This window comes from Kribbella sp. NPDC048928 (assembly GCF_043197975.1).
Lineage (GTDB): Bacteria > Actinomycetota > Actinomycetes > Propionibacteriales > Kribbellaceae > Kribbella.
In genome coordinates, this window is the sequence record NZ_JBICUC010000002.1 from 1,092,072 (window position 1) to 1,115,410 (window position 23,339).

The 23,339-nt window shown below is 69.1% G+C and carries 25 protein-coding genes; 15 read left to right on the forward strand and 10 right to left on the reverse strand.

The annotated features are described in order from the left end of the window. Positions 1-174 precede the first annotated feature (174 nt). Positions 175-606: a phosphoribosyltransferase family protein gene (locus ACGFI6_RS12235; RefSeq protein ID WP_393117659.1), complete on the forward strand. Its 432-nt coding sequence runs from the start codon at positions 175-177 to the stop codon at positions 604-606. Here ACGFI6_RS12235 and ACGFI6_RS12240 read toward each other — a convergent pair. Continuing rightward, positions 603-1,058 (reverse strand): GNAT family N-acetyltransferase, encoded by a 456-nt coding sequence (locus ACGFI6_RS12240; protein WP_393117661.1) that lies wholly within the window; start codon positions 1,056-1,058, stop codon positions 603-605. The genes ACGFI6_RS12235 and ACGFI6_RS12240 overlap by 4 nt on opposite strands. A gap of 233 nt (positions 1,059-1,291) precedes the next feature. Here ACGFI6_RS12240 and dnaK point away from each other — a divergent pair, with 233 nt between their 5' ends. From dnaK to ACGFI6_RS12265, 5 genes are all read left to right on the forward strand, one after another. Then, a complete protein-coding gene (dnaK, locus tag ACGFI6_RS12245) occupies positions 1,292-3,157 on the forward strand; it encodes a molecular chaperone DnaK (RefSeq protein WP_393117663.1) in 1,866 nt (621 codons plus the stop codon). Further along, complete coding sequence (gene grpE, locus ACGFI6_RS12250; protein ID WP_393117665.1) at positions 3,154-3,843, forward strand: nucleotide exchange factor GrpE; 690 nt, start codon at positions 3,154-3,156, stop codon at positions 3,841-3,843. Before dnaK ends, grpE begins: the two co-directional genes overlap by 4 nt. Positions 3,844-3,873: 30 nt before the next feature. Beyond that, positions 3,874-5,043 (forward strand): molecular chaperone DnaJ, encoded by a 1,170-nt coding sequence (gene dnaJ / locus ACGFI6_RS12255; protein ID WP_393117667.1) that lies wholly within the window; start codon positions 3,874-3,876, stop codon positions 5,041-5,043. Next, positions 5,043-5,498, forward strand: coding sequence for a heat shock protein transcriptional repressor HspR (locus ACGFI6_RS12260; protein WP_393117668.1), 456 nt, complete (start codon positions 5,043-5,045; stop codon positions 5,496-5,498). The genes dnaJ and ACGFI6_RS12260 overlap by 1 nt, the downstream gene beginning before the upstream one ends. Positions 5,499-5,729: 231 nt before the next feature. Beyond that, on the forward strand, positions 5,730-6,266 hold the full coding sequence (locus ACGFI6_RS12265; RefSeq protein ID WP_393117670.1) for a GNAT family N-acetyltransferase: 537 nt from the start codon (positions 5,730-5,732) through the stop codon (positions 6,264-6,266). Between the two features lie 19 nt (positions 6,267-6,285). Here the strand turns inward: ACGFI6_RS12265 and ACGFI6_RS12270 are convergent, their stop codons facing one another. Further along, positions 6,286-7,248 carry a glycosyltransferase 87 family protein gene (locus ACGFI6_RS12270; RefSeq protein WP_393117672.1) on the reverse strand — a complete coding sequence of 321 codons (963 nt, stop codon included), beginning with the start codon at positions 7,246-7,248 and terminating at the stop codon, positions 6,286-6,288. A gap of 143 nt (positions 7,249-7,391) precedes the next feature. Here ACGFI6_RS12270 and ACGFI6_RS12275 point away from each other — a divergent pair, with 143 nt between their 5' ends. The 5 genes from ACGFI6_RS12275 to ACGFI6_RS12295 all read left to right on the forward strand — a co-directional run bounded on the left by ACGFI6_RS12275 (position 7,392) and on the right by ACGFI6_RS12295 (position 13,589). Next, positions 7,392-9,257 (forward strand): ATP-binding protein, encoded by a 1,866-nt coding sequence (locus ACGFI6_RS12275; RefSeq protein WP_393117674.1) that lies wholly within the window; start codon positions 7,392-7,394, stop codon positions 9,255-9,257. After that, positions 9,254-9,937 carry a response regulator gene (locus ACGFI6_RS12280; RefSeq protein ID WP_393117676.1) on the forward strand — a complete coding sequence of 228 codons (684 nt, stop codon included), beginning with the start codon at positions 9,254-9,256 and terminating at the stop codon, positions 9,935-9,937. The genes ACGFI6_RS12275 and ACGFI6_RS12280 overlap by 4 nt, the downstream gene beginning before the upstream one ends. A gap of 109 nt (positions 9,938-10,046) precedes the next feature. Continuing rightward, positions 10,047-12,623, forward strand: a complete 2,577-nt coding sequence (gene clpB, locus ACGFI6_RS12285) for an ATP-dependent chaperone ClpB (protein WP_393117678.1) — start codon at positions 10,047-10,049, stop codon at positions 12,621-12,623. 131 nt (positions 12,624-12,754) lie between these two features. Then, a complete protein-coding gene (locus ACGFI6_RS12290) occupies positions 12,755-13,222 on the forward strand; it encodes a hypothetical protein (RefSeq protein ID WP_393117680.1) in 468 nt (155 codons plus the stop codon). A gap of 16 nt (positions 13,223-13,238) precedes the next feature. Beyond that, positions 13,239-13,589, forward strand: coding sequence for an ArsC/Spx/MgsR family protein (locus ACGFI6_RS12295; protein ID WP_393117682.1), 351 nt, complete (start codon positions 13,239-13,241; stop codon positions 13,587-13,589). Between the two features lie 135 nt (positions 13,590-13,724). On the opposite strand, the gene ACGFI6_RS12300 is transcribed toward ACGFI6_RS12295, so the two are convergent. Together ACGFI6_RS12300 and ACGFI6_RS12305 are read right to left on the reverse strand one after the other, a co-directional pair. Beyond that, complete coding sequence (locus ACGFI6_RS12300; protein ID WP_393117683.1) at positions 13,725-14,873, reverse strand: pyridoxal phosphate-dependent aminotransferase; 1,149 nt, start codon at positions 14,871-14,873, stop codon at positions 13,725-13,727. A gap of 19 nt (positions 14,874-14,892) precedes the next feature. Next, positions 14,893-15,324, reverse strand: coding sequence for a MarR family winged helix-turn-helix transcriptional regulator (locus tag ACGFI6_RS12305; RefSeq protein ID WP_393117685.1), 432 nt, complete (start codon positions 15,322-15,324; stop codon positions 14,893-14,895). Positions 15,325-15,417: 93 nt separating this feature from the next. On the opposite strand from ACGFI6_RS12305, the gene ACGFI6_RS12310 reads away from it, so the two are divergent. Further along, on the forward strand, positions 15,418-16,965 hold the full coding sequence (locus ACGFI6_RS12310; protein WP_393117687.1) for an MFS transporter: 1,548 nt from the start codon (positions 15,418-15,420) through the stop codon (positions 16,963-16,965). On the opposite strand, the gene ACGFI6_RS12315 is transcribed toward ACGFI6_RS12310, so the two are convergent. From ACGFI6_RS12315 to ACGFI6_RS12325, 3 genes are all read right to left on the reverse strand, one after another. Beyond that, positions 16,958-17,509, reverse strand: coding sequence for a GNAT family N-acetyltransferase (locus ACGFI6_RS12315; RefSeq protein ID WP_393117689.1), 552 nt, complete (start codon positions 17,507-17,509; stop codon positions 16,958-16,960). The genes ACGFI6_RS12310 and ACGFI6_RS12315 overlap by 8 nt on opposite strands. Further along, positions 17,506-18,204, reverse strand: coding sequence for a FadR/GntR family transcriptional regulator (locus ACGFI6_RS12320; protein ID WP_393117691.1), 699 nt, complete (start codon positions 18,202-18,204; stop codon positions 17,506-17,508). The genes ACGFI6_RS12315 and ACGFI6_RS12320 overlap by 4 nt, the downstream gene beginning before the upstream one ends. A gap of 93 nt (positions 18,205-18,297) precedes the next feature. Beyond that, positions 18,298-18,936, reverse strand: a complete 639-nt coding sequence (locus tag ACGFI6_RS12325) for a pyrimidine 5'-nucleotidase (RefSeq protein WP_393117693.1) — start codon at positions 18,934-18,936, stop codon at positions 18,298-18,300. A 51-nt stretch (positions 18,937-18,987) separates the two neighbouring features. Here ACGFI6_RS12325 and ACGFI6_RS12330 point away from each other — a divergent pair, with 51 nt between their 5' ends. Beyond that, positions 18,988-19,755, forward strand: coding sequence for an SDR family NAD(P)-dependent oxidoreductase (locus tag ACGFI6_RS12330; protein ID WP_393117695.1), 768 nt, complete (start codon positions 18,988-18,990; stop codon positions 19,753-19,755). Here ACGFI6_RS12330 and ACGFI6_RS12335 read toward each other — a convergent pair. Then, the gene (locus ACGFI6_RS12335; RefSeq protein ID WP_393117696.1) at positions 19,720-20,334 is read right to left on the reverse strand and encodes a TetR/AcrR family transcriptional regulator; all 615 of its coding nucleotides are present in this window, start codon (positions 20,332-20,334) and stop codon (positions 19,720-19,722) included. The genes ACGFI6_RS12330 and ACGFI6_RS12335 overlap by 36 nt on opposite strands. A gap of 80 nt (positions 20,335-20,414) precedes the next feature. Between ACGFI6_RS12335 and ACGFI6_RS12340 the strand changes: the two genes are divergently transcribed. Further along, positions 20,415-21,086, forward strand: a complete 672-nt coding sequence (locus tag ACGFI6_RS12340) for an NAD(P)-dependent oxidoreductase (RefSeq protein WP_393117697.1) — start codon at positions 20,415-20,417, stop codon at positions 21,084-21,086. Here the strand turns inward: ACGFI6_RS12340 and ACGFI6_RS12345 are convergent. Both ACGFI6_RS12345 and ACGFI6_RS12350 read right to left on the reverse strand, forming a co-directional pair. Continuing rightward, positions 21,083-21,982: a LysR family transcriptional regulator gene (locus tag ACGFI6_RS12345; RefSeq protein ID WP_393117699.1), complete on the reverse strand. Its 900-nt coding sequence runs from the start codon at positions 21,980-21,982 to the stop codon at positions 21,083-21,085. The two genes, ACGFI6_RS12340 and ACGFI6_RS12345, sit on opposite strands and share 4 nt — an antisense overlap. Continuing rightward, positions 21,939-22,184, reverse strand: coding sequence for a hypothetical protein (locus ACGFI6_RS12350; RefSeq protein WP_393117700.1), 246 nt, complete (start codon positions 22,182-22,184; stop codon positions 21,939-21,941). Before ACGFI6_RS12350 ends, ACGFI6_RS12345 begins: the two co-directional genes overlap by 44 nt. A gap of 99 nt (positions 22,185-22,283) precedes the next feature. On the opposite strand from ACGFI6_RS12350, the gene ACGFI6_RS12355 reads away from it, so the two are divergent. Beyond that, positions 22,284-23,195: a LysR substrate-binding domain-containing protein gene (locus tag ACGFI6_RS12355; RefSeq protein WP_393117702.1), complete on the forward strand. Its 912-nt coding sequence runs from the start codon at positions 22,284-22,286 to the stop codon at positions 23,193-23,195. Positions 23,196-23,339: the final 144 nt, after the last annotated feature.

Genomic DNA, 23,339 nt, shown 5'->3' on the forward strand with positions numbered 1-23,339 from the left:
GGCCTGGGGATCCCCCTGCCCCCCGCTAATTCAGGTGCGGGCTCGGGGGAGGGGCGCCACGCTAGGGGTATGGACACGAGAGCGCGGCTTCGGAGTGGGTTTTGCTGGCGGACGGATCGGGGGGCGTGAAGCTGTAATGCGGATCTGACCGGGTGGTGGCGGGATGCTGAGCTGTTGCGGGAGCTCGGCCCGGCGTTGGCGGGGCTGTACGACGAGGTGCCGAGCGTGGTGCTCGGGCCGGTGTCGCGCGGGTCGTTGCTCGGGGCGCTGACCGCTGCCGCGCTGGGCGTCGGGTTCGTCGAGATGCGCAAGGCGGGCGGTACGTCGATCGACAGCGACCGGTGGGTACGGCACACCTCGGCGCCCGACTACCAGGACCGTCATGTCGTGTTCGGCTTCCGGCGGCACTTGATCCAGCCGTCCGATCATGTGTTGGTGGTCGACGACTGGATCGACACCGGGGCGACCGCGCAGGCGGCGAAAGCGCTGGTGGACGAGTGCGGGGCGCACTGGATCGGGGCAGCCTGCATCGTCGACGGGCTGATGGAGCCGCGCCTGCGGTACGAGTTGCCCATGCGTGCGCTCCTCGACGTACGGCAGCTCTAAAGCTCCTTGGAGACCAGCGCGGTCGTGGTGCCGTTCGGGAGGTGCTGTTTTCCGACCTCGTGATACCCGCGGGCGGTGTGGAAGCTGAACGCCGCGCTGCCGAGCGGTACGGCCGCGACCGTCCGGTCGAACGGTTGCGCCGAGCGCTCGATGGCCCGATAGACCGAGGTGGCGAGGCCCTGGCGGCGGTCGTCGGCGCCGATCACGATCCGCTCGATGAACAGGAAGCGGTCGGCGTACGTACGGGTGAACGACTCGAACGCGAGCCCGTCGTACGCCGATCCGGGTGTGAAGGTGAGGACGAACCCGGCCGGGCGGCCGTCCAGGTCGACGACGACGGCGTGGGCGGCGATCAGCCGGAGCCAGTCCAGCCGGTCCGCGTTCAGCGGCTCGACCAGGCCGTCCGCGGTGGAGTTCAGCGCGACGACCGCGGCGGCGTCGGCAGCGGTCATCGGGCGGAGTTTCACAGTGATCAGGATCGCACGGTAAGCGCTTGCACCGGGAGGGGTCTCCCTGGCCGCACCCTGGCCGGCACCCTTAAATCCGGGGGTGCCCTTGGGAATGACCGGGGCGGTGTGCAATGTTGAGCCCAGTGAACTCAAGTTTGTTGCGTCACGGATTTGAACCGAGGCGGGCGAACAGGCAACATTGAGTCTGTATCACTCAACTTCGTGGAGGTAACAGCATGGCCCGCGCGGTCGGTATCGATCTCGGTACGACGAACTCCGTCATCGCCGTACTGGAAGGTGGCGAGCCCACCGTCATCCCCAACGCCGAGGGAGCGCGCACGACGCCCTCGGTGGTGGCTTTCGCCAAGAACGGCGAGGTCCTGGTCGGCGAGGTCGCGAAGCGCCAGGCGACCACGAACGTCGACCGCACGATCCGCTCGGTCAAGCGCCACATGGGCGAGGCCTGGAACGTGGACATCGACGGCAAGAAGTTCACCCCGCAGCAGATCAGCGCGTTCGTGCTGCAGAAGCTGAAGCGGGACGCCGAGGCGTACCTCGGGGAGCAGGTCACCGACGCGGTCATCACCGTGCCGGCGTACTTCTCCGACGCGCAGCGCCAGGCGACCAAGGAGGCCGGCGAGATCGCGGGCCTGAAGGTGCACCGGATCGTCAACGAGCCGACCGCGGCCGCGCTCGCGTACGGCCTGGACAAGGGCACCGAGCAGACCATCCTGGTCTTCGACCTGGGTGGCGGTACGTTCGACGTCTCCCTGCTGGAGATCGGCGACGGCGTCTTCGAGGTGAAGGCGACCAGCGGTGACAACCACCTCGGTGGTGACGACTGGGACAACCGGATCGTCCAGTGGCTGGTGACCCAGTTCAAGAACAAGAACGGCACCGACCTGTCCGGCGACAAGATGGCCATGCAGCGGCTGAACGAGGCCGCCGAGAAGGCCAAGATCGAGCTGTCCAGCGCCGCCGAGACCACGATCCACCTGCCGTACCTGAGCCTCACCGACGCGGGACCGCTGCACCTGGAGGAGAAGCTCTCCCGGGCCGAGTTCCAGAAGATGAGCAACGACCTGCTGGAGCGCGCCCGCGCCCCGTTCAAGGCCGTCATCAAGGACGCCGGCATCGACGTCAGCAAGATCGACCACGTGATCCTGGTCGGCGGTTCGACCCGGATGCCCGCGGTGGCCGACCTGGTCAAGGAGCTGACCGGTGGCAAGGACCCGAACAAGGGCGTGAACCCGGACGAGGTTGTAGCAGTCGGAGCGTCGCTCCAGGCCGGTGTGCTGAAGGGTGAGGTCAAGGACGTCCTGCTGCTCGACGTGACCCCGCTGAGCCTCGGCATCGAGACCAAGGGTGGCGTGTTCACCAAGATCATCGAGCGCAACACCACGATCCCGACCAAGGGCTCGGAGATCTTCACCACGGCCGAGGACAACCAGCCGTCGGTGATGATCCAGGTCTACCAGGGCGAGCGCGAGATGGCCCGCGACAACAAGTCGCTCGGCAACTTCGAGCTGACCGGCCTGCCGCCGGCGCCGCGGAACGTGCCGCAGATCGAGGTCACCTTCGACATCGACGCGAACGGCATCGTGCACGTGAACGCCAAGGACCTGGCCACCGGCAAGGAGCAGCGGATGACGGTGACCGGTGGCTCCGCGCTGCCGAAGACCGACATCGAGTCGATGGTCCGCGACGCCGAGCAGTACGCCGAGGAGGACCGGCAGCGCCGCGAGGCCGTCGAGAACCGGAACCAGGCCGAGAGCCTCGTCTACCAGACCGAGAAGTTCCTGCAGGAGAACGAGGACAAGGTCCCGGACGACGTCAAGACCGAGGTCAAGGACGGCGTGGCCGAGCTGAAGAAGGCCCTCGAGGGTGACGACGCCGACACGGTCAAGGCCGCCTCGGAGAAGCTCGCCCAGTCCAGCCAGAAGATGGGTGCCGCGATGTACGCGAACGCCCAGGCCGCCGGCGGCTCGACCGACGACGGCGCGACCTCCGAGGACACGACCAGCGCGAGCAACGACGACGACGTCGTCGACGCCGAGATCGTGGACGAGGACCGGCCGCAGGACAAGACGGAGGACAAGTGACGGATCGACCGACTGGCAGCGAGTTCGGTGACGGCGACCCCGTCGTCCGCGACAAGCGCCGGATCGACCCGGAGACCGGCAAGCTGCGGGAGCCCTCGGACACGTCCGGGGCCCCCGCGGCCGACGGCCCCGCGGGCCAGCCGCCCCGGGACCCGTCCGACCTGATCGGTCCGTCCGCTCAGGAGGCTCTGCTGACCGAGGCGCTCAAGGAACGTACGGCCGACCTGCAGCGACTGCAGGCGGAGTACGTGAACTACAAGCGCCGCGTCGACCGGGACCGCGAGGCGGCCCGGGAGCTGGTGGTCGGCACCGTCCTCACCGAGCTGCTCGGGATCCTGGACGATGTCGGCCGGGCCCGCGAGGCCGGCGAGCTGGAGGGCGCGTTCAAGGCGGTCTCGGAGTCGCTGGAGCGAGTCACCGAGAAGCTCGGCCTGGTGAAGTTCGGCGAGAAGGGCGATGCCTTCGACCCGCGGATCCACGAGGCCCTGCTGCACAACTACTCCGACGACGTCGACGGTCCGACCGCGACGATGATCATGCAACCGGGCTACCGGCTCGGCGAGCGTGTTCTGCGGGCGGCCCGGGTGGCCGTGTCGGAGCCGACCGAACAACTGCCGGGCGAGGCCGCGAAGGCCGACGCGCCGGTGGAGGGCACAGATGAAGACGCGGACGGGTCCGCGGAGTAACACAGGTCGAGACGGGAGGGGAGGCGCCGGATGAGCACGAAGGACTGGATCGAGAAGGACTTCTACAAGGTTCTGGGCGTCTCCAAGACCGCCGAGGCCGACGAGATCAAGAAGTCCTACCGCAAGCTGGCACGCAAGTACCACCCTGACTCCAACGCCGGCGACACCAAGGCGGAGGCCAAGTTCAAGGAGGTCTCCGAGGCGTACGACGTGGTCGGCGACCCGAAGAAGCGCAAGGAGTACGACGAGGCGCGCCGGCTGTTCGGCAGCGGCGGCTTCCGGATGCCCGGCGGCAGCGGTCAGACCGGTGGCGGGTTCGACTTCAACGTCGGCGACCTGTTCAACCGGGGCGGCGGGCAGAACACCGGCGGCGGCCTCGGCGACATCCTGGGCGGCATGTTCGGCGGTGGCGGCCAGCGGACGACCACCACGACGGCGCGTCCGCGGCGCGGCCAGGACATCGAGACCGAGGCGACGATCGAGTTCGCCGAGGCCGTGAACGGTGTCACGGTCGGCCTCCGGATGACCAGCGACGAGCCGTGCCCGACCTGCCGGGGGACCGGCGCCAAGTACGGCACGGTGCCGAAGGTCTGCCTCAAGTGCGAAGGCACCGGCATGCAGACCTCGGTCCAGGGTGGCGTGTTCGCCATGACCGAGCCGTGCACCGAGTGCAAGGGTCGAGGTCTGGTCGTCGACCAGCCGTGCGAGACCTGCCACGGCTCCGGCCGCGGCCAGTCGAGCAAGACCATGCAGGTCCGGATCCCCGCGGGTGTGCAGGACGGCCAGCGGATCCGCCTGAAGGGCAAGGGCGCGGCCGGCGAGCGAGGTGGCCCCGCGGGCGACCTGTACGTCACCGTGCACACCAAATCGCACCGGATCTTCGGTCGGCAGGGTGAGCACCTGACGCTGAACGTCCCGGTGAGCTTCACCGAGGCGGCGCTGGGCGCGGAGATCAAGGTCCCGACGCTGGACGGCTTGCCGGTCACAGTCCGGATCCCGGCCGGTACGGCGAACGGCAGCAAGCTGCGCGTCCGCGGCAAGGGTTCGGTGCGCCGGGACGGGACGAAGGGCGACCTGCTGCTCACCCTCGAGGTGCAGGTGCCGCACGAGTTGACCGACGAGCAGAAGGAAAAGCTGCAGGAGTTCAACTCCGCGTCGGATCATCCTGATCTGCGGGCCGGGTTGTTCGGGACGTCGTGATGGGCATCCCGTTCAGCCAGGTGCCGACCTGGGACGACCGCACCCCGATCTATGTGATCTCGGTCGCGGCCCAGCTGGCCGGCATGCATCCGCAGACATTGCGCCAGTACGACCGGCTCGGCCTGGTGGTGCCGAGCCGGGCGTCCGGCCGTGGCCGGAGGTACTCGGCGTACGACGTGGCGAAGCTGCGCTACGTGCAGCATCTGTCACAAGAAGACGGCATCAACCTCGCGGGAATCCAGCACATCCTCGCGCTACAGTCGGAGGTGGAGGATCTGCGCAAGCGGGTCAACCAGCTCCTGGCCGAGGTTCAGCGCGGCGTCGGCGCCTCCCGGCGTACGGCGACCAGCAGGGTCTTCTCGGCCGGCCCCGCGGGCGACGTGATCGCCATGGGCCGGCAGCAGACCACGACGCGATGGATCCGCACCCAGCCCCTGGAACTCGGCCCGCGCTGACCCGCCGTCACAACCCACACCAGGCCATCGGAGGCCTTCCGGATCCACCCCTCGGAGCCTCCGTACCGGTGGAGGCCGTCGTTCCCCCGCGGCGCCTCCGCAAGTCGAAGGTGCGCTGACCCCCCGGCGCCCTTCGGCCCCCGCAGGGTGGTCCGTTCAGGACCGCCCTGCGGTTCCCTTTTCACCTGCTGTTCCTGTTGTCTGCGCAGCCTGACCGCATACTCTGGCGAGGTGACCCTGAAGCTGGAGACGGACCGGCTCGTGATCCGGGACTGGGAGGAAGACGACGCCGACGCGGCGCTGGAGATCTTTGGCTCCGCCGACGTGGCGCCCTGGCTGTCACCTGCCATCGACAAGGTGCCGGATGCCGCGACCATGCGGCTGATCCTGCAGTCCTGGATCGAGGCTCAGCCGAACTTCGTGGTTCCGGCCGGTCGCTGGGCGGTCGCGCGCCAGGACGACGGTGAGATCGTCGGCGCGCTGCTGGTCCGGCTCCTCCCGCCGTACGAGGAGGATCTCGAGATCGGCTGGCAGCTCCGGCCGAGCGCCTGGGGCCACGGGTACGCGACCGAGGCGAGCCGTGCGCTGATGCGCTGGGCGTTCGGCACCGGCGAGGTCGACGAGCTGTTCGCCGTCGCCCGGCCGCACAACAAGCGCGCGATCGCCACCGCGCGCCGCCTCGGTATGGAGTGGGTCGGCGAGACCGACAAGTACTACGACCTCAACCTGCAGGTCTACCGCCTCCGCGCGTCCGAGTTCACCGTCTGAGCCGCGGCCAGGAGCAGCGTCAGCGCGGCGCAGACTGCGTACGAGTTGCCCAGGAACAGCTGGAACCCGTGATGGGTGTACTCACGGTCGCCGAGGTACGGCGCGTGCAGGCCTTTCGGATCGCGACGTAGCCGATGGTGAGAGTGATGCCTACGGCAACGATCCACGCGGGCCCGATGCCGTCCACGCCGCCGGCGATTCGGGCGAACACCCCGCGCCACGCCTGGTTGCTGACGAAGTGCGTCGCGCCCGGGCGACTGGGATCGAGCAGATAGTGCCCCCAGAACTGGCGTGAGCCGTCCGGCATCGCGACAGCGCCGACGAGGATCGTTGCGCCGGTCGCGACGGAGGCGACCATCGCCTCGCGGTACCGGCGGGCCACGAGCAGGTAGACGATGAAGATGCCCGGCGTGAGCTTGATGCCGGTGGCGATTCCGACCAGTACGCCGCGAACCCGGCTCGGCACGTACCCGAGCAGGTCGACGAGGACGAGTGCGAGGAGGAACAGGTTGACCTGCCCGAGGGCGAACGTCGACCGGACCGGCTCGAGGGCGATTCCTGCTGCGCCGACGGCCAGGCCGATCGTCATGACTCGCGCCTTCGGCCAGCCCGGCCCGAGGGCACGTGTGGTGATGAGCCCGATGACCAGCAGTGTGGCGGCGTTGGCCAACGTCATGACGGCGCGGCCGGTCTCCGTACCCAGGGCCGCGATCGGCGCGAACATCAGTGCTGCGAACGGCGGATAGGTGAAGCCGAGCAGCATGTCGTTCGGAAAGGCGTGGTGCGCGGTGTAGATGTCCTGCCCGTGCAGGAACGCTCGGGCCGCGACGACGTACACGCGGAGGTCGTACTGCAGGGCGTGCGGTGGCCAGATCGCGAGGCACAATCCGGCGAACGCGACCGCAGCGACCAGGAAAATACTGCGGCGTACCGGCCGGACGGTGCGTGGCTGCGGCGGTGCTTGGACGGGACTGAAGGTCATGCCGACGACAATTCCTGCGAACGTCGGTGTGCCGCATCGCCTGCAAGGACGGTCCTTGCTCAATGCAACGAATGACCCCCGAGCCGGCCGATGTCACTCGAAAGAGTGACTGCAAGCCGTCCTGATCCCCGCAGAATGTAGCCGTGACGAGACTTTGGAGCCGGATGTCCCCGACCGATCCGGGGATCAGTTGGCCGGACGTCGTCCTCGCCCTCGGTGCGACGGCGGTGACCCAGTACTGGCTGGTGCAACGCGCCGACTACTGGGCCTACGCTTCGCCCTGGCTGCCGACGGTTGTTGCCTGGTCGGCCTTGCTGATCGCCGTACGTCGTGTCGCTCCCGCCCTTGCGATGGGCGGACTGCTCGCCGGTGCGTACGGATGGTCGCTGCTGGCCGGTGGTGTGCCGTGGCCGCTGCTCGTAGGCTGCCTGCTCGCCGCGTGGTGGCTGCCGACCCGGTGGGGGACTCGCACCGGTGTCGTTCTGTGTGTGGTCCTGGCCGGCCTTCCGCTGCTGGCTGATCTGCGGCGCGGATGGTTGCAGCTGTCGATCTATCCGCACGTCTTTGTGCGCTTCGTCGTCGATGGCCAGGTCACGACCGTCAACGGGATCGCGCAAGTGGCGTGGAAGCGCGTGACCACGTCCGGCTGGACCTGGTGGTTCTCTGTTGTCATTGCCGTGTTCGCCGTTGCTGCACTGCTGCTGCGACGTCGGCAGGGTGTCACGCCGGTGCGGCGTACGGCGGGGGAGCGGTTGGAGGGGATGCTGCGCGCGGTGCGGCGCAGCTCCGACGAGTTGTCGGGCGGGCTGCTGCTCGGTGCGGCCGCCGTCTCGATGGTCTTCGTCGAGCTGTGGGGAGACCGGGTTCACGGGAACTGGTGGACGGCGCCCGGGTGGCTCCCGTACGTGGTGGCCTTCGCGCCGTTGACGTTGGCGGCCCGCCGCCGGGTCCCCGCCGTACCGGTCGCTGTCATTGGTCTTGCGGCGCTGCTGTCGTACTGGCAGACCGACAAGCTGTGGTTGCTGCTGTTTGCGCTGGCCGTTGCCCTCTACTCGGTCGGGACTGCGCGGCAGGCGTTGCGTTGGTCGATGCCGATGGCAATCGTTGTGCTGGCGGCGCTGCCGACGATCGCAGCGTTGGTGAAGTATCCGGTGCTGGTACGGATCTATCCCGGGATCGCGAATCAGCCCGGCCTGACGTACAACCAGGTGGCCGACGACATGGTGAATCGGCGGTGGCCGGTCAGTCTGTCGCTGGCGCTGCTCGTCCCGTTGTGCGTGGGGATCGCGGTCCGGCTCTACCGGCGGAACGTGCAGTCCGCGCAGCGCGAGGCCGAGCTGGAGCAGGTTGCGGTGGAGCGGGAGGTGGCGCGGGTCGTACTGACCGAGCGGTCGCACATCGCGCGGGACCTGCACGACGTGGTCGCGCATGCGGTGAACTTGATGGTGATCCAGGCGGAGACAGGGCCGGATCTCGTACGGCGGGGCGACGCCGACGTACTGGCGGGATTCCAGCGGATCGGTGATGCGGGCCGACGGGCGCTGAGTGAGCTCGACCGGTTGTTGTCCGCGCTCCGCGACGCCGACGGGGTGCCGGATCCGCAGCTGGCGCCGCAGCCTGGCCTCGCGGATCTGCCACAGTTGGTCGCGGATGTGTCGGACGGTCATCTGCCGGTCGAGCTCGAGGTGTCCGGTGATCTGGACGGCCCGTCCGAAGGACAGCAGGTGGCGGCGTACCGGGTGGTGCAGGAGGCGTTGACGAACGTCATACGGCACGCGAAGGCGTCCGCGGCGCAGGTACGCGTACGGGTGGAGCAGACGGGGGTGCGGGTCGAGGTGAGCGACGACGGCAGCGGGTTCGACGTCGCGGCGGCTGCTGATGGGATGCGACACGGGCTGGCCGGGATGCGCGAGCGGGTCCGGATCGAGGGCGGCACTCTGGATCTCCGCAGTACGCCGGGCTCCGGCACGACCGTCACCGCCTGGTTCCCGGTCGAAGGCAGTCGGTGACCCCGCCGGTGCCGGCCGTGGACGGGCGGCCGATCAAGGTGATGGTGGTCGACGACCAGGACCTGGTCCGGGACGGGATCGCGATGATCCTCGACGGACAGCCGGACATCGAGGTGGTCGCGCAGGCGACCGACGGCGCGGACGCGGTCCGGCAGGCGGCCGCGATCCTGGACCTGGCCGTCGTACTGATGGACGTCCGGATGCCCGTGATGGACGGGATCGAGGCGACCCGGCAGCTGGCCGGGGGACCGCGGGTGGTGATCCTGACCACGTTCGACCTGGATGAATACGTATACGACGCGCTCCGGGCCGGGGCCAGCGGGTTCCTGCTGAAGCGGTCCTCCCGCGACGAGCTGATCAACGCCGTCCGGGTGATCGCTGCCGGTGACGCACTGCTCGCGCCGCCCGTGACGCGGCGGCTGATCGACCGCTTCGCCGAGAACCAGGTCGCCCCCGAGGACGTCGCCAGGCTCGGCCTGCTGACCGCCCGCGAACGCGAGATCCTGGTGCTGGTGGCCAAGGGGAACTCCAACGCGGAGATCGCCACCGAACTGCACCTCACCGAGCACACGGTCAAGACCCACGTCAGCCGGATGCTCGCCAAAACTGGCGCCCGCGACCGCGTCCAGGCCGTGATCCTCGCCTACGACGCCGGCCTGGTAGCAGTCGGTCGCAGCTGACAACCCTGACTTGTCCCTGGGAATCGTCCAGAGTTGAGTGGAATGGACTCAAGTTTGGATAAGTTGTACCCAGTGACTGTTGTTGCTGGAACTGAAAGGCTGGAACCTGATGGATGTTCAGCGGTTGACGACGCTGGCCCGGGAAACCCTGTCGGTCGCGATCCGCCAGACGTCCGCGGCGGGCAATCCGACCGTGGAACCGATTCACCTCCTGTCCGGACTGCTCGCGCAGCCCGAGGGCACCACGATCGGCCTGCTCGAGGCGGCCGGCGGCGATCGCGACGCGGTCCGGCGGAAGACGGCCGAGCAGCTCGCCCGGCTCCCGAAGGCGAGCGGCGGCAGCGTGCAGGCGCCGAGCCTGTCGCCGAAGACCGGCGACGTGCTCAACCAGGCGGAGCAGCGTGCGCTCGGACTCGGTGATGAATACGTATCCACCGAGCACCTGCTGATCGCGCTCGCGACCGTCGAGGGCCCGGCGAAGAGCGCTCTGGGCGTCACGGCCGACGCGCTGCTGACCGCGTTCGACCAGATGCGCGGCAACCGGCGGATCACCTCCCCGGAGGCCGAAGGCACCACCAAGACCCTGGAGAAGTACGGTGTCGACCTGACCGAGCGCGCCAAGGACGGGAAGCTCGACCCGGTGATCGGGCGCGACTCCGAGATCCGGCGCGTGGTGCAGGTGCTGTCCCGCCGTACCAAGAACAACCCGGTGCTGATCGGCGAGCCCGGCGTCGGCAAGACCGCCGTCGTCGAGGGACTCGCCCAGCGGATCATCGCGGGTGACGTACCGGAATCGCTGCGCGGTCGACGGCTGATCAGCCTCGACCTCGGCGCAATGGTCGCCGGTGCGAAGTACCGCGGTGAGTTCGAGGAGCGGCTGAAGGCCGTGCTGACCGAGATCAAGGAGTCCGACGGTCAGATCATCACGTTCATCGACGAGCTGCACACGGTCGTCGGCGCGGGCGCGTCCGGCGAGGGCGCGATGGACGCCGGCAACATGCTGAAGCCGATGCTGGCCCGCGGCGAGCTGCGGATGATCGGCGCCACCACCCTGGACGAGTACCGGACCCGGATCGAGAAGGACCCCGCGCTGGAGCGGCGTTTCCAGCAGGTGTTCGTCGGTGAGCCGTCGGTCGAGGACTCGATCGCGATCCTGCGTGGCCTGAAGGAGCGGTACGAGGCGCACCACAAGGTCGCGATCTCCGACTCCGCGCTGGTCGCCGCGGCGACCCTGTCGAACCGGTACATCTCCGGCCGGCAGCTGCCCGACAAGGCGATCGACCTGGTCGACGAGTCGGCCTCCCGGCTGCGGATGGAGATCGATTCGTCCCCGGTCGAGATCGACTCGCTGCGCCGTACCGTCGACCGGCTGAAGATGGAGGAGCTCGCGCTGTCCCGCGAGGAGGACGCCTCGTCGCAGGAGCGGCTGGAGCGGCTGCGCGCCGACCTCGCCGACCGCGAGGAGGAGCTGCGCGCGCTCGAGGCCCGCTGGGACCGCGAGAAGTCCGGCCTGAACCGGGTCGGCGAGGTCAAGGAGCGCATCGACGAGCTGCGCGGCCAGGCTGAGCGCGCCCAGCGCGACGGCGACCTGGAGACCGCGTCCCGGCTGCTGTACGGCGAGATTCCCCAGCTCAGCAAGGAGCTCGAGGAGGCCGACGCCGAGGAAGAGGTTGCCGAAGGCCCCGAAGCGATGGTGAACGAGGAGGTCGGCCCGACCGAGATCGCCGAGGTGATCGCGATGTGGACCGGCATCCCGACCGGACGGCTGCTCGAGGGCGAGACCGGCAAGTTGCTCCGGATGGAGGACGAGCTGGGGCGCCGGCTGATCGGTCAGCGCCGCCCGGTGAAGGCCGTCAGCGACGCCGTCCGGCGGGCGCGGGCGGGCATCTCCGACCCGGACCGGCCGACCGGTTCGTTCCTGTTCCTCGGCCCGACCGGCGTGGGTAAGACCGAGCTGGCGAAGGCGCTCGCGGACTTCCTGTTCGACGACGAGCGGGCGATGGTCCGCATCGACATGTCGGAGTACAGCGAGAAGCACAGCGTCGCGCGGCTCGTCGGTGCCCCGCCCGGCTACGTCGGGTACGAGGAGGGCGGCCAGCTGACCGAAGCGGTCCGCCGGCGTCCGTACTCGGTGATCCTGCTCGACGAGGTGGAGAAGGCGCACCCCGAGGTCTTCGACATCCTGCTGCAGGTGCTCGACGACGGCCGTCTGACCGACGGTCAGGGTCGTACGGTCGACTTCCGGAACGTCATCCTGATCCTGACCAGCAACCTCGGCTCGACGTACCTGGCCGACATGTCGCTCGACGACAAGGTCAAGCGCGACCAGGTGATGGCCGTGGTGCGGCAGTCGTTCAAGCCGGAGTTCATCAACCGGCTGGACGAGATCGTGCTGTTCGACGCGCTCGGCAGCGAGGAGCTGACACAGATCGTCGGCCTGCAGATCAACTCGCTGCAGAAGCGGCTCGCCGACCGGCGGATCACGCTCGAGGTCGACGAGGGTGCGATGGAGTGGCTGGCGATGACCGGGTACGACCCGGTGTACGGCGCCCGCCCGCTGCGCCGCCTGGTGCAGTCCGCGATCGGCGACGAGCTCGCCCGCGGCCTGCTCGACGGCTCGGTCCGCGACGGTGAAACCGTCAAGGTCACCCTCAACGAGTCCAAGGACGCCCTCGACGTCTCCTGACCAACCGTCCGAAAGGCCCGGCCCTCGCGACCGGGCCTTTCCTTTGTCTTGCGGCAGGTCGGCCCAGATCGGGGCTTGGGTGGTCTGGGAGGATCGGGGGGACGGGGTCTTGGGAAGGAAGTTCGGAGCGGATGACTGGGCAGCACGGTGACGAGCCGGTCGAGAGCCGGCCGGGGCCGTACAGCGGACTGTTCGGTGACGTCCCGGACACGTACGGGCCGCAGGCGACCGCGGTGCCCAAGCAGGTGACGATCTCTGCGGTCATTTCCGCCGGGCTGGGTGCGATGTGCCTGTTGCTCGCCGGGCTCGCGCTGACGTCCGCGGGCGGTCAGATCTCCGAGGTGCTCACCGGCTCCCGCGGCAACACCCCGGTCGCGGTCGCGGCCGCCCTGGTGTGTGCGGTCGTCTACCTGGTGCCGGCGTTCTACGTCCGGAAGCGCCACGGCTGGGCGCGGTACGTGCTGATCGCGGTCGCGGTGATGGGGATCGCCGGCGGAGTGATGGCGCTCCCGGCCAGCCTGCTCGGCCTCGCCGTGCACGTCACGCTGCTGATCCTGATGATGCAGCGCCCCACCAAAGTCTGGTTCCTGCACCGCTGACGCTCAGGAGACCCTCGTGGAGATCTGGATCAACCCCGCCTGCTCGAAGTGCCGCGCCGCCACCAAGGCCTTCGACGACGCCGGCGTCGACTACACCGTACGGCGCTACCTCGACGACCCGCCCACGGCCGAGGAGTTGGCCGACGTGCTGACGCGCCTCAACCTCGAGCCCTGGGATGTCGTCCGCCACAACGAACCCGCAGCCAAACCCCTCCGCGACCTCCCCCGCGACCCCGACCACCGCTCCGATTGGATCGAGGCCATGGTCAGCACCCCCATCCTCATCCAACGCCCCATCATCACCGCCGACGACCAGTCCACCGCCATCGCCCGCGACCCCGAAACGCTCGCGAAATTCCTGCCCTGACGATCTGCCCCGGGTTGCCCCGCACGGCCCCACGACACCTGTGGACAACACGGGTCGAGCAGCGCCGTACTCCTGGACAATCCGTTGAATGCCAATCCCCACCACACCAGCGTTCTGTTTGTCGGCATCCACAGCTCATAGCTTTTGGAGGCGGGTCAGGGCTTCTTGGAGTACTTCGGGCTTTTTGCAGAAGGCCCAGCGGACCAGAGGGCGGCCGAGGGGGGTGTTGTCGTAGAAGACCTGGTGGGGGATGGCTACGACGCCGGTTCGTTCGGGGAGCATGCGGCAGAAGTCGATGCCGTCGGTGTGGCCGAGGGGGCGGATGTCGGTGGTGACGAAGTACGTGGCGGCGGGGCGATGGACCTCGAAGCCGAGGGCGGCGAGGCCGTCGCTGAGCAGGTCGCGGCGGGACCGCAGGCCGGCGCGCAGCGTGTCGTAGTAGTCATTGCCCAGGGCAAGCGCATTGGCGACCGCGGGCTGGAACGGTGCGCCCGAGGTGAAGGTCAGGAACTGTTTCGCGGTCGTCACCGCCGTCACGACGTCGGGCGATCCGGTCACCCAGCCGATCTTCCAACCGGTGACCGCGAACGTCTTCCCGGCGCTGCTGATCGAAACGGTCCGGTCTGCCATGCCTTCGTACGACGCCAGCGGCCGGTGCGTCCCGTCGTACACGAGGTGTTCGTAGACCTCGTCCGTGATGACGATCAGGTCGTGTTCGAGCGCGACCGCGCAGATCCCGCGGAGCTCGTCGTCGGTGAGGACGGTACCGGTCGGGTTGTGCGGTGAGTTGATCAGCAGCACCTTCGTCCGCGCGGTGACGGCGGCGCGCAGTTCGTCGAGATCCAGCCGGTACGACGGCGCGCGCAGCGTGACCGGGACCCGGCGGCCGCCCGCGAACGCGATCCCGGCCGCGTACGAGTCGTAGTACGGCTCGAGTGCGATCACCTCGTCACCCGGCTCGACGAACGCGAGCAGTGCGGCCGCGACCGCCTCGGTGGCGCCGGTGGTGATCAGGACCTGGGTGTCCGGGTCGTACTCGAGCCCGTAGAACCGCTGCTGGTGATCGGCAACCGCCTGCCGGAGCGTGGGCACGCCGCGCGCGGGTGCGTACTGGTTCGCGCCGCCGCGGATCGCCGCGACCGCGTCCTCGAGCAGCGAGTCCGGCCCGTCCTGGTCGGGGAATCCCTGGCCGAGGTTCACCGAGCCGGTCGCGATCGCGAGCGCGGACATCTCCGCGAACACCGTCGTACCCAACCCGTCCAACCGCTCAGCATGTGCGCGCATCGTCTGAGGGTACGTCTGCCTAACCCTCGACCGCGGTGACCATGTGTGCAAGCCAGGCTCGCGCGGTGGCGCGGTCGGGCCGGCTGAAGGCGGCTTCGAGCTCGTTCTCGACCTTGCGGATCGCGGGGGCCGCCTCGGCCAGGCGACGTTCGCCGCCCGCGGTGAGGTGGACCTGCTGGGTACGGCGGTCCTTGGGGTTCGGGCGCCGCTCGACGAGGCCGGCGCGCTCCATGCCGGTGATCAGCTCGTTCGCTGACTGCCGCGTCGTACCGACCACGCGACCGACCTCGGCGACGGTCAGGCCGGGCGCCTCCCGGACGCACAGCAGCGTCCCGTACTGCTGCACCGACAGCCCGTGCTCGTCGAGCGCGGCCGCGAGCGCGGACCGCATGCTCAGCCAGGCGTGCCGCACCAGAAAGGTCACACAGCCGGTCTCGTCGTTGACGTCCATGCCCACATTCTGCCGAAAAGGCGATTGACAGGTTCCTGTCAATCGAGGATCATCGGAATCCTCGTCAGGGTCCTGTCAATTATAGGAGACCTCGTGTCTACGATCGACCCCCCACGGCAACGTCGCATCCTGTCCATCCTGGTCGTCTCGGCCGTGCTGATCTGGATCGACTCGACCGTTCTCGGCATTGCTCTCGAACGCCTCGCCGATCCCGTCGACGGTCTCGGCGCCACACCCGGCCAGCTCCAGTGGGCGGTCGGCATCTACTCGCTGCTCTTCGCCACCGCCCTGTTCCTCGCCGGCGCGCTCGGCGACCGCTACGGCCACCGCACGGTTCTGATGCTCGGCCTGCTGATCTTCGGCATCGCTTCCGCCTGGGCCGCATGGGCCGCCGACCCGACCGGCCTGATCCTCGCCCGCGCCACGATGGGGCTCGGTGGCGCGCTGATCATGCCGACGTCGATGGCGATCATCGGCTGGACCTTCCCACCGGAACGCCGGGCCGGCGCGATCGCGATCTGGTCCTCGTCCGCGGGTGTCGGGGTTGCCGTCGGACCGGTGCTCGGCGGTCTGCTGATCGACCACTTCTGGTGGGGCTCGGTCTTCACCATCAACCTGCCGCTCGTCGTGTTCGGCCTGATCGGCGCGGCCGTCGTGCTCCCGAATCCGCGCAGTCCGCAACGCCGCCGTCTCGACCCGCTCGGCCTCGGCCTGTCCACGTTCGGTCTGCTCGGGCTGTCGTACGGCCTGATCGAGGGCGGCCACCAAGGCGGCTGGGATCGCTGGCAGGTGTGGGCGAGCATCGCTGCCGGTCTGGTTCTGCTCGCCGGCTTCCTGTACTCCGAAGCCCGCGAGCACGACCCGAGCTTCGATCCGCGACTGTTCCGCAACCGCCGGTTCGCGGCAGGCAACTTCTCGCTGGCGGCCGTCTTCCTCACCATTACCGGGCAGGGCTTTTACCTGGCGTTCTACCTGCAGGGTGCGCGCGGGATGAGCGCTCTGCACGCCGGCTTGATGTCGCTGCCGGGCGCTGTCGGTGTGATCGTTGGTGCGCCCCTCGGTGCCCGGATCGCCGCACGTCTCGGTGTCGCCAAGGTGTCCGGTACGGCGATCCTGACGCTCTCGCTGTGCTTCGCGGCGAACCTCCTGTACGACGTCGACACCTCGCTGATCGTGATCGGGATCATCGGCGGCCTGGCCGGTCTCGCGATCGGCATGACCGTCGCGCCCACCACCGCGGCCGTGATGGCGACGCTCCCGATGGATCGGATGGGTGCCGGCTCCGCGGTCAACAACGCCCTGCGTCAGGTCGGCAGCGTGCTCGGCGTCGCCGTACTCGGGACGATCGTGTCGTCGACGTACCAGCACCGGATCGCGCCGTCGCTCGCCGGCCTGCCGAACAGCGAGGCGATCGGTACGTCGGCGGAGACGACTCGTCACGCGGCCGGCGTGCTGCACCGGCCCGAACTGGTGCAGACGGCGAACGACACGTTCGTGCACGCGATGCACGTCGCGGCCGCGGTCGCCGCCGGGTTCGTACTCGTCGGCGCGATCGTGCTCGCGCTCGCCTTCCGGACCCCCAGGCCATCACAATCGGCCGCCACCGGCGAGGCTGAGCGGGAGGGCGCCGGGATCAGCTGATTGTGATGGCCTGGGGATCCGCGTCCCGGACCATGAAGACGTCGACCGGGTCCTCGCTCGCCACGACGAAGCCGTGCCTCTCGTACAGCTTGCGGGCCGGGCTGCCCTGCAGGACGTTCAGCCAGATGTCGGTGCCCGCCTGCTCCAGCACCGAGCGGAGTACGGCGGACCCGACACCGCGCCCCTGGTGGCGCGGGGCGAGATAGAAGTGCTCCAGCCATCGAACCCCGTCACCCCGGTCCGCGCCGCGGTCCGCACCTGGGCTAGTGCGCCGGTCCGCGCGGCGGTCCGAACCCCGCCCGGCGCCGGGGGTGCTTTGCGGGTCCGGGGCGGCGGCGGGGCGGAGCGTGATCGAGCCGGCCAGATCGCTGTCGATCTCGATGATCCGGGTGTGTTGCGGTGTGTAGGCGTCGCGCAACCGTTGCTGGACGCGGTGCGGGTCGTAGCGGCCGAGACGTTCGAGGTCCGGGCGCATGACGACAGCGCGGAGTTCGGCGAGGTCCTCGAGGTCGTCAACGGTCGCGGGCCGGAGGCTCCAGGTCACGGCAGGGCCGGCTGCGGGACCGGGCGGAGGGCGCGGAGCCAGACCTCGGTCTGGGCGATGTGGGCGGAGGCCGCGGTTGCGGCGGCCGCCGGGTCGCGGGTCTGGATCGCGGCGAGGATCGCGCGGTGCCCGCGGTCGCTGGTCTGCTTGATCGCGTCGAAGTCGACACCCGGATCGAAGATCCGGTAGTGCCCGCCGCGGCCACGGATCACGTCCGTGAGCGCGGTGACGGTCGGGTTCCCGCCGGCCACGCAGATCATGCTGTGGAACTCCCAGTCCAGGTGCTGGATCTCCGTCGCGTCGGTGATCGACTCGAGCCGGTCGAGCAGCGCGCTCAACCGGGTCGCGAGGTCCGGGTCCTGGCGCGCGGCCGCAGCGGCGGTGGCGTGCGACTCGAGCACCCGCCGTACCTCGAGGAGCTCCAGCACGCCCTCGAGCGGGATCAGCTCCACCGACAGCGAGAACCGGCTGATGATCGCGGCCGGGTCGAGCGCCGACACGTACGTCCCCGAGCCGTGCCGGGACTCGATCACGCCGAGCGCTCCGAGCGACCGGACCGCCTCGCGCAACGAGCTCCGGGACACGCCCAGGTGATCGCACAACTCCGGCTCGGGCGGGAACTTCGCCCCCGGCCCGAGCTCCCCGGACGCGATCATCTGCCGCAACCCCGCCAGCGCCTTGTCCGTAGCAGCCATCCGTCACCTCCCCCTGAAGAGTAAGTCCTCAGACCACTTCTGGTCACATCCACCCGGCGCCCGCGTGGGGTCAGCCCGTGGCGCGATGATTCATCAGACGTTTGCGCGCAGGAACTCCGGCAGGTCCGAGGCTCGCCACCGCCGGTCGGCGAGCTGCTCGTACGGCGTCCCCCCGGACACCCAGACCGTCGTCATCCCACGCTCGTGCGGCAACGTGAGGTTCACCTCGAGATCGTCGAACATCGCGGCCCGCTCCGGGTCGATCCCGAACCGGGTGAGGAACGCGTCCAGGCTCGCCGCGTACGGCTTCGGGACCAGCTCACCGGCGAGGATGTCGAACACGCCGTCGACGTGGTCGGTCAATCCGAGCCGGGTGAGCACCTGCTCGGCGTGGTACGCCGAACCGTTCGTGTACACGTACCGCACCCCCGGCAGCCCCCCGAGCGCGGACGTCAGCGCTGGGTCCGGGGTCAGTACTGAGTAGTCGATGGTGTGTTCCCACGCGAGGTAGTCGTGCGGGTCGATGCCGTGGTTGTTCATCAGGCCGCGCAGCGTCGTCCCGTGCTCCGCGACCAACTGAGCCTGGAGCCGGCGGGTCTCGCCTTCGTCGGCGTCGAAGAGCTTGGTCAGGTAGGCGCGAATGCGGACGTTCATCTGGTCCGCAAGACCGATGGCGGGTGGGTACAGCGTGTTGTCGAGGTCGAGGACCCAGGTGTCGATGTCAACCAGCACCCTGCCAATGTAGTGACAGACTGAAGGTGTCATCGACGGAGGGCTGGAAGCATGCCGACTGCGCTCGTGACCGGGCCGACGACCGGGATCGGCCGGGCGTTCGCGGACAAGCTGGCGCTGGAGGGGTACGACCTGGTGCTGGTGTCGCGGGACGAGGCGCGGCTGAAAGAGGTCGCGGCCGAGGTCACGCGGCTGCACGGTGTCGAGTGCGAGGTGCTCGCCGCGGACCTGACCGACGCCGACGATCTCGCCCGCGTCGAGGAACGCTTCCGGACCGGACCGGTCGAGGTCGTGGTGAACAACGCCGGCTTCGGGCAGAAGAAACCGTTCTGGGAGAACCCGGTCGACGTCGAGGAGAAGCAGCTGGACCTGCTCGTCCGGGTCGTACTGCGGCTCACGCACGCCGCCGTACTGCCGATGATCGAACGCGGATCGGGCGCCGTGGTCAACGTGTCCTCGGTCGCCGGTTTTCTGCAGCGCAACATCTACAGCGCGCACAAGGCCTGGGTGACCAGCTTCTCAGCCGGGCTCGCGACCGGACTACACGCCAAGGGCGTGGCGGTGATGGCGCTCTGCCCGGGGTTCGTGCACACCGAGTTCCACGAACGGATGGGGATGGACAAGTCGCTCATCCCGTCGTTCATGTGGCTGGACGCGACCGACCTGGTCGACGCGGCCTGGAAGGACCTGATGCGTGGCAAGGCGATCTCGATCCCGAGCCGCCGCTACAAGCTGATCGCGGCCGCCGCCCGCTTCACGCCGCGGGCACTGATCGCGCGGGTCTCAACCGTTGGCCTGGACGGCCGCCGCCGGGCGTAGCGATTCGTAGAGCGTCTTGCCGAGCGCAGCCGCGTACTTGTTCGTCTCTTCGTCCGAGGGCGTGATCCCCGTGAAGTTGACCTCGAACCCGCGCTGGAAGCACGCCCCGAACAGCAAGGCCGCCGCGGCCGGAACATCCGCGGTCCGCCGGATCCGTCCGAGCTTCTGCTCCTCGCGCAGGTAGCGGACCAGGCCTTCCTGCGCCCGGTGCGGGCCCGCGTTCAGCTCCTGGAGGCGGAGCCGGTGCGCGCTGAGCAGTTCGCGGGACGAGAACAGTGACACCAGGATCGGGAAACCCTGGACGTAGAAGTCGATCGCCAGGCGGGCCAGCCGGGTCAGATTGCCGCGGACCGTTCCGCTGCCCGGGTTGCCGATCAGCTCCTTCAGCGAGCCGGGGAGTTCTGGCATCCGCTCGTGGATGACCGCGAGCAGGATCGCGGACTTGTCCGCGAAGTGCTTGTAGAGCGCGGCCTCGGAGTATCCGGCGACCTGCGCGATCGATCGGGTGGTCGCCCGCGCATAGCCCTGCGTCCGCAGCACCTCGGCGGCCGCGTCCAGAATCTCGTCCCTGGTCCCCATGCCCGAACTCTAGCTTGACAGGTTGGTGAGTGTTCACTAACCATGGTGAGTGAGTGTTTACTAACCGGGAGGGATCGGCGATGAAGCTGCTGGTGTTCGGCGCGTCAGGACGAATCGGGACCGAGCTGGTACGGCAAGCGGTGGCGGCGGGGCACGCCGTGACCGCAGTGGTCCGCGAGGGTTCGAGCCTGCAGGTGCCACTACCTGAGCTCCGGCTGGTGGCGGCGCGGGCCGGCGTGGCGGGTGGGCTGACCGAGGTGGTGACCGCGGACGTGATGGATCCACAGGCGATCGCACCGCTGCTCCCCGGCCACGATGCCGTACTGTCCGCGCTCGGCCCGCGTCCGAAGGGCCCGAGCGACGTGATGGAGTCGAGCGCTGCGAGCATCCTGCAGGCGATGAGCGAGAGCGACGTACGGCGACTCGTACTGGTCAGCGTCGCCGGGATTCACACCCGTGGAGACGGACCGTTCACGAAGTACGTCGTGAAGCCCATCCTCCAGCGGATCCTGCGCGAGTCGTTCGCGGACGCCCGGCGGATGGAGGAGCTGATCGGTGCCGGACCGCTGGACTGGACGATCGTGTGCCCGCCGATGCTCACCAACGGCTCCGCGAAGGGCACCATCCGCAGCAACACCGAGGGCACCGTCCGCGGCGGCTTCACGATCACCCGCGCCGATGTTGCCACGTACGTGCTCAACGCGATCGACAACGCTGCACTGACCCGCAAGACCGTGGTGATCTCCAACTAGAGCTTTTCGGCGACCTCGGTCAGTACGGCGAGGGTTGCCGTGATGAGTGGATGTTCGGCGCGGCTGGTGCGGACGGCGGCGTACACGCGGCGTGTGGGGGCAGGGTCGGCAAGTGGGAGGATCCGCGCGCGGGTCGGTTCCGGTACGGCGAGGCGCGGGACGAGTGAGACACCGCCGCCGGCCGCGACCAGGGCGGCGACTGCGCGGAAGTCGTCGGACTGATGAACGATCCGTGGCTGGAACCCGGCCTGTTCGCAGGCGAGCAGGACGACGTCGCGGATCGGGTTGCCGGGCGCGGTCATCACCCAGTCGTCGTTCGACAGCACGCTCAGCTCGAGCGTCTGCTGGCCGGCCGCCGGATGGTCGCGTGGGAGGACCGCGACGAAAGGCTCGGCGTACAAGGGGATCCGGGCCAGGCGCTGGTCGTCCGGCCGTGGGGAGCCGCGATGCTCGACGGCGATCGCGAGGTCGGCGTCACCGTCGAGCAGGTGGGTGATGCCTTGATGGCCCTCGGCGTCGCGGACGACGAGATTGAGCCCGGGGCTGGTCTCGCGCAGCCGGGTCAGGGCCGGTGCCACCAGGAGAGTGATTGCGGTGGCGAAGGCAACGACCCGGACCTCGCCGTTCGCACCGTTCGCGTGCAGCCGCATCGCGTCCTCGGCCCGTTCGACCTCGGCGAGGATCGTGTCGGCGTGAGTGAGCAGCAGGCGGCCGGCGGAGGTGATGGCGACCCGGCGGCCGCGGCGTTCGAGCAGTTCCTGGCCGACCTCGGTCTCCAGGGCCGCCAGTTGCTGGGAGACCGCCGAGGGCGTCAGATGCAGCACCTCGGCGGCCGCCGTCACGGTCCCGTGGTCAGCAAGCGCGCGCAACACCCGCAGGCGCCGTACCTCGATCACGGACCTCAGCTTGGCACAGGTCCTCCGGGCTCTCGATCAGGGTCAGCTCGATCTCGGGCCGAGTACGGCGGGCGCGCCACCGGCGGACGGCGTCGCGGATCGGGTGCTGCTTCGGGACGTACGGACGGATCGGGGCGTCCGGCATCGCGGAATGGGTCTGTTCGTGGATCGACTTGATCACTGAGAAGGGTACGTAGTGCACGGTGTTTCCTTTCGACCCTTCGACGGTAAGAAACCCGACCTTGATACGTCCAATGAAAGTTATGCGCAGAGTTGATGCGTCTGGTGCATGATTGATGCCATGGAACTGCGCCAGCTCAGGTCGTTCGTGGTCGTTGCCGAGGAGCTGAACGTCGGGCGCGCGGCGCTCCGGCTGCATCTCACGCAGCCGTCGCTCAGCCGGCAGATCGCTGCGCTCGAGCACGACCTCGGGGTGGAGTTGTTCGCCCGGGTGAAGCGCCGGTTCGTACTGACGGCGGCGGGGGCGACGTTCCTCGCGGACGCGCAGGATCTGCTGCGGCGGTCGGACGAGGCGGTACGTACGGCGCAGCGGACGCAACGCGGCGAGCTCGGGACGCTCCGGCTGCGGTTCGTGCAGTCGGCAACCTTCGAGGCGCTGCCGCGGTTGCTCGGCGTCTTCCGGCAGACGTACCCCGAGGTCGTCCTGGACCTGGAGTCGTGGACAACGCTCCGGCAGACCGAAGCCCTCCGCGACGGCCGAATCGACGTGGGCCTCATGCGCCCGACCACTCCGACCGCCGGCGTCGTGGGGTTGAGCGGGGTGGGGCTGACGTCGCGGGTGGTGGCGGAGGACCGGTTGGTGGTGGCGTTGCCGGCGCGGCATCGGCTGGCGCGGCGGAAGCGGCTGCGGCTCGCGGACCTTGGGGACCAGCCGTTCGTGTTCTACTCGCGGCCGAGCGGCCCGGCGGTGTACGACACGATCGTCGGGTTCTGCCGCGCGGCCGGGTTCACGCCGCGGATCGAGCAGGACGCTGCCGACGTACAGACCATCGTGTCGCTGGTCGCGGCCGGGCTCGGCATCTCACTCCTGATCGGCCCGACGCCACCGTCGAACCCGGACACGGTCGTCTACCGCGAGTTGTCCGACGGCCTTCCGACCTGGCAGCTCTCCGTCGTCTGGTCTCCCGACAACCGCTCCCCGGCCCTGGCCCGCTTCCTCGACCTGATCCAAACCGCCCCATCCGCCCGCTGAGCGCGCAAACCTCCTGCACGCCCTCAGCGCAAACCTCATGCACGCGCTGAGCGCGAAAACCCCAACCATGCCCGACCCCACATCCACACAGCGCAACCTGCCTATGTGCTGCTGCCGGTCCGCACGCGCGCCACTGGCCCGTCC

What these genes read in the sequence shown, in the direction of transcription:
- ACGFI6_RS12355 (WP_393117702.1), top strand. Translation starts at nt 22,284, where the DNA reads ATGGAACTGCGCCAGCTCAGGTCGTTCGTGGTCGTTGCCGAGGAGCTG.
- ACGFI6_RS12330 (WP_393117695.1), top strand. Translation starts at nt 18,988, where the DNA reads ATGCCGACTGCGCTCGTGACCGGGCCGACGACCGGGATCGGCCGGGCG.
- ACGFI6_RS12340 (WP_393117697.1), top strand. Translation starts at nt 20,415, where the DNA reads ATGAAGCTGCTGGTGTTCGGCGCGTCAGGACGAATCGGGACCGAGCTG.
- ACGFI6_RS12290 (WP_393117680.1), top strand. Translation starts at nt 12,755, where the DNA reads ATGACTGGGCAGCACGGTGACGAGCCGGTCGAGAGCCGGCCGGGGCCG.
- ACGFI6_RS12305 (WP_393117685.1), bottom strand. Translation starts at nt 15,324, where the DNA reads ATGGACGTCAACGACGAGACCGGCTGTGTGACCTTTCTGGTGCGGCAC.
- dnaJ (WP_393117667.1), top strand. Translation starts at nt 3,874, where the DNA reads ATGAGCACGAAGGACTGGATCGAGAAGGACTTCTACAAGGTTCTGGGC.
- ACGFI6_RS12270 (WP_393117672.1), bottom strand. Translation starts at nt 7,248, where the DNA reads ATGACCTTCAGTCCCGTCCAAGCACCGCCGCAGCCACGCACCGTCCGG.
- ACGFI6_RS12260 (WP_393117668.1), top strand. Translation starts at nt 5,043, where the DNA reads ATGGGCATCCCGTTCAGCCAGGTGCCGACCTGGGACGACCGCACCCCG.
- clpB (WP_393117678.1), top strand. Translation starts at nt 10,047, where the DNA reads ATGGATGTTCAGCGGTTGACGACGCTGGCCCGGGAAACCCTGTCGGTC.
- ACGFI6_RS12335 (WP_393117696.1), bottom strand. Translation starts at nt 20,334, where the DNA reads ATGGGGACCAGGGACGAGATTCTGGACGCGGCCGCCGAGGTGCTGCGG.
- ACGFI6_RS12240 (WP_393117661.1), bottom strand. Translation starts at nt 1,058, where the DNA reads ATGACCGCTGCCGACGCCGCCGCGGTCGTCGCGCTGAACTCCACCGCG.
- dnaK (WP_393117663.1), top strand. Translation starts at nt 1,292, where the DNA reads ATGGCCCGCGCGGTCGGTATCGATCTCGGTACGACGAACTCCGTCATC.
- ACGFI6_RS12320 (WP_393117691.1), bottom strand. Translation starts at nt 18,204, where the DNA reads ATGGCTGCTACGGACAAGGCGCTGGCGGGGTTGCGGCAGATGATCGCG.
- ACGFI6_RS12300 (WP_393117683.1), bottom strand. Translation starts at nt 14,873, where the DNA reads ATGCGCGCACATGCTGAGCGGTTGGACGGGTTGGGTACGACGGTGTTC.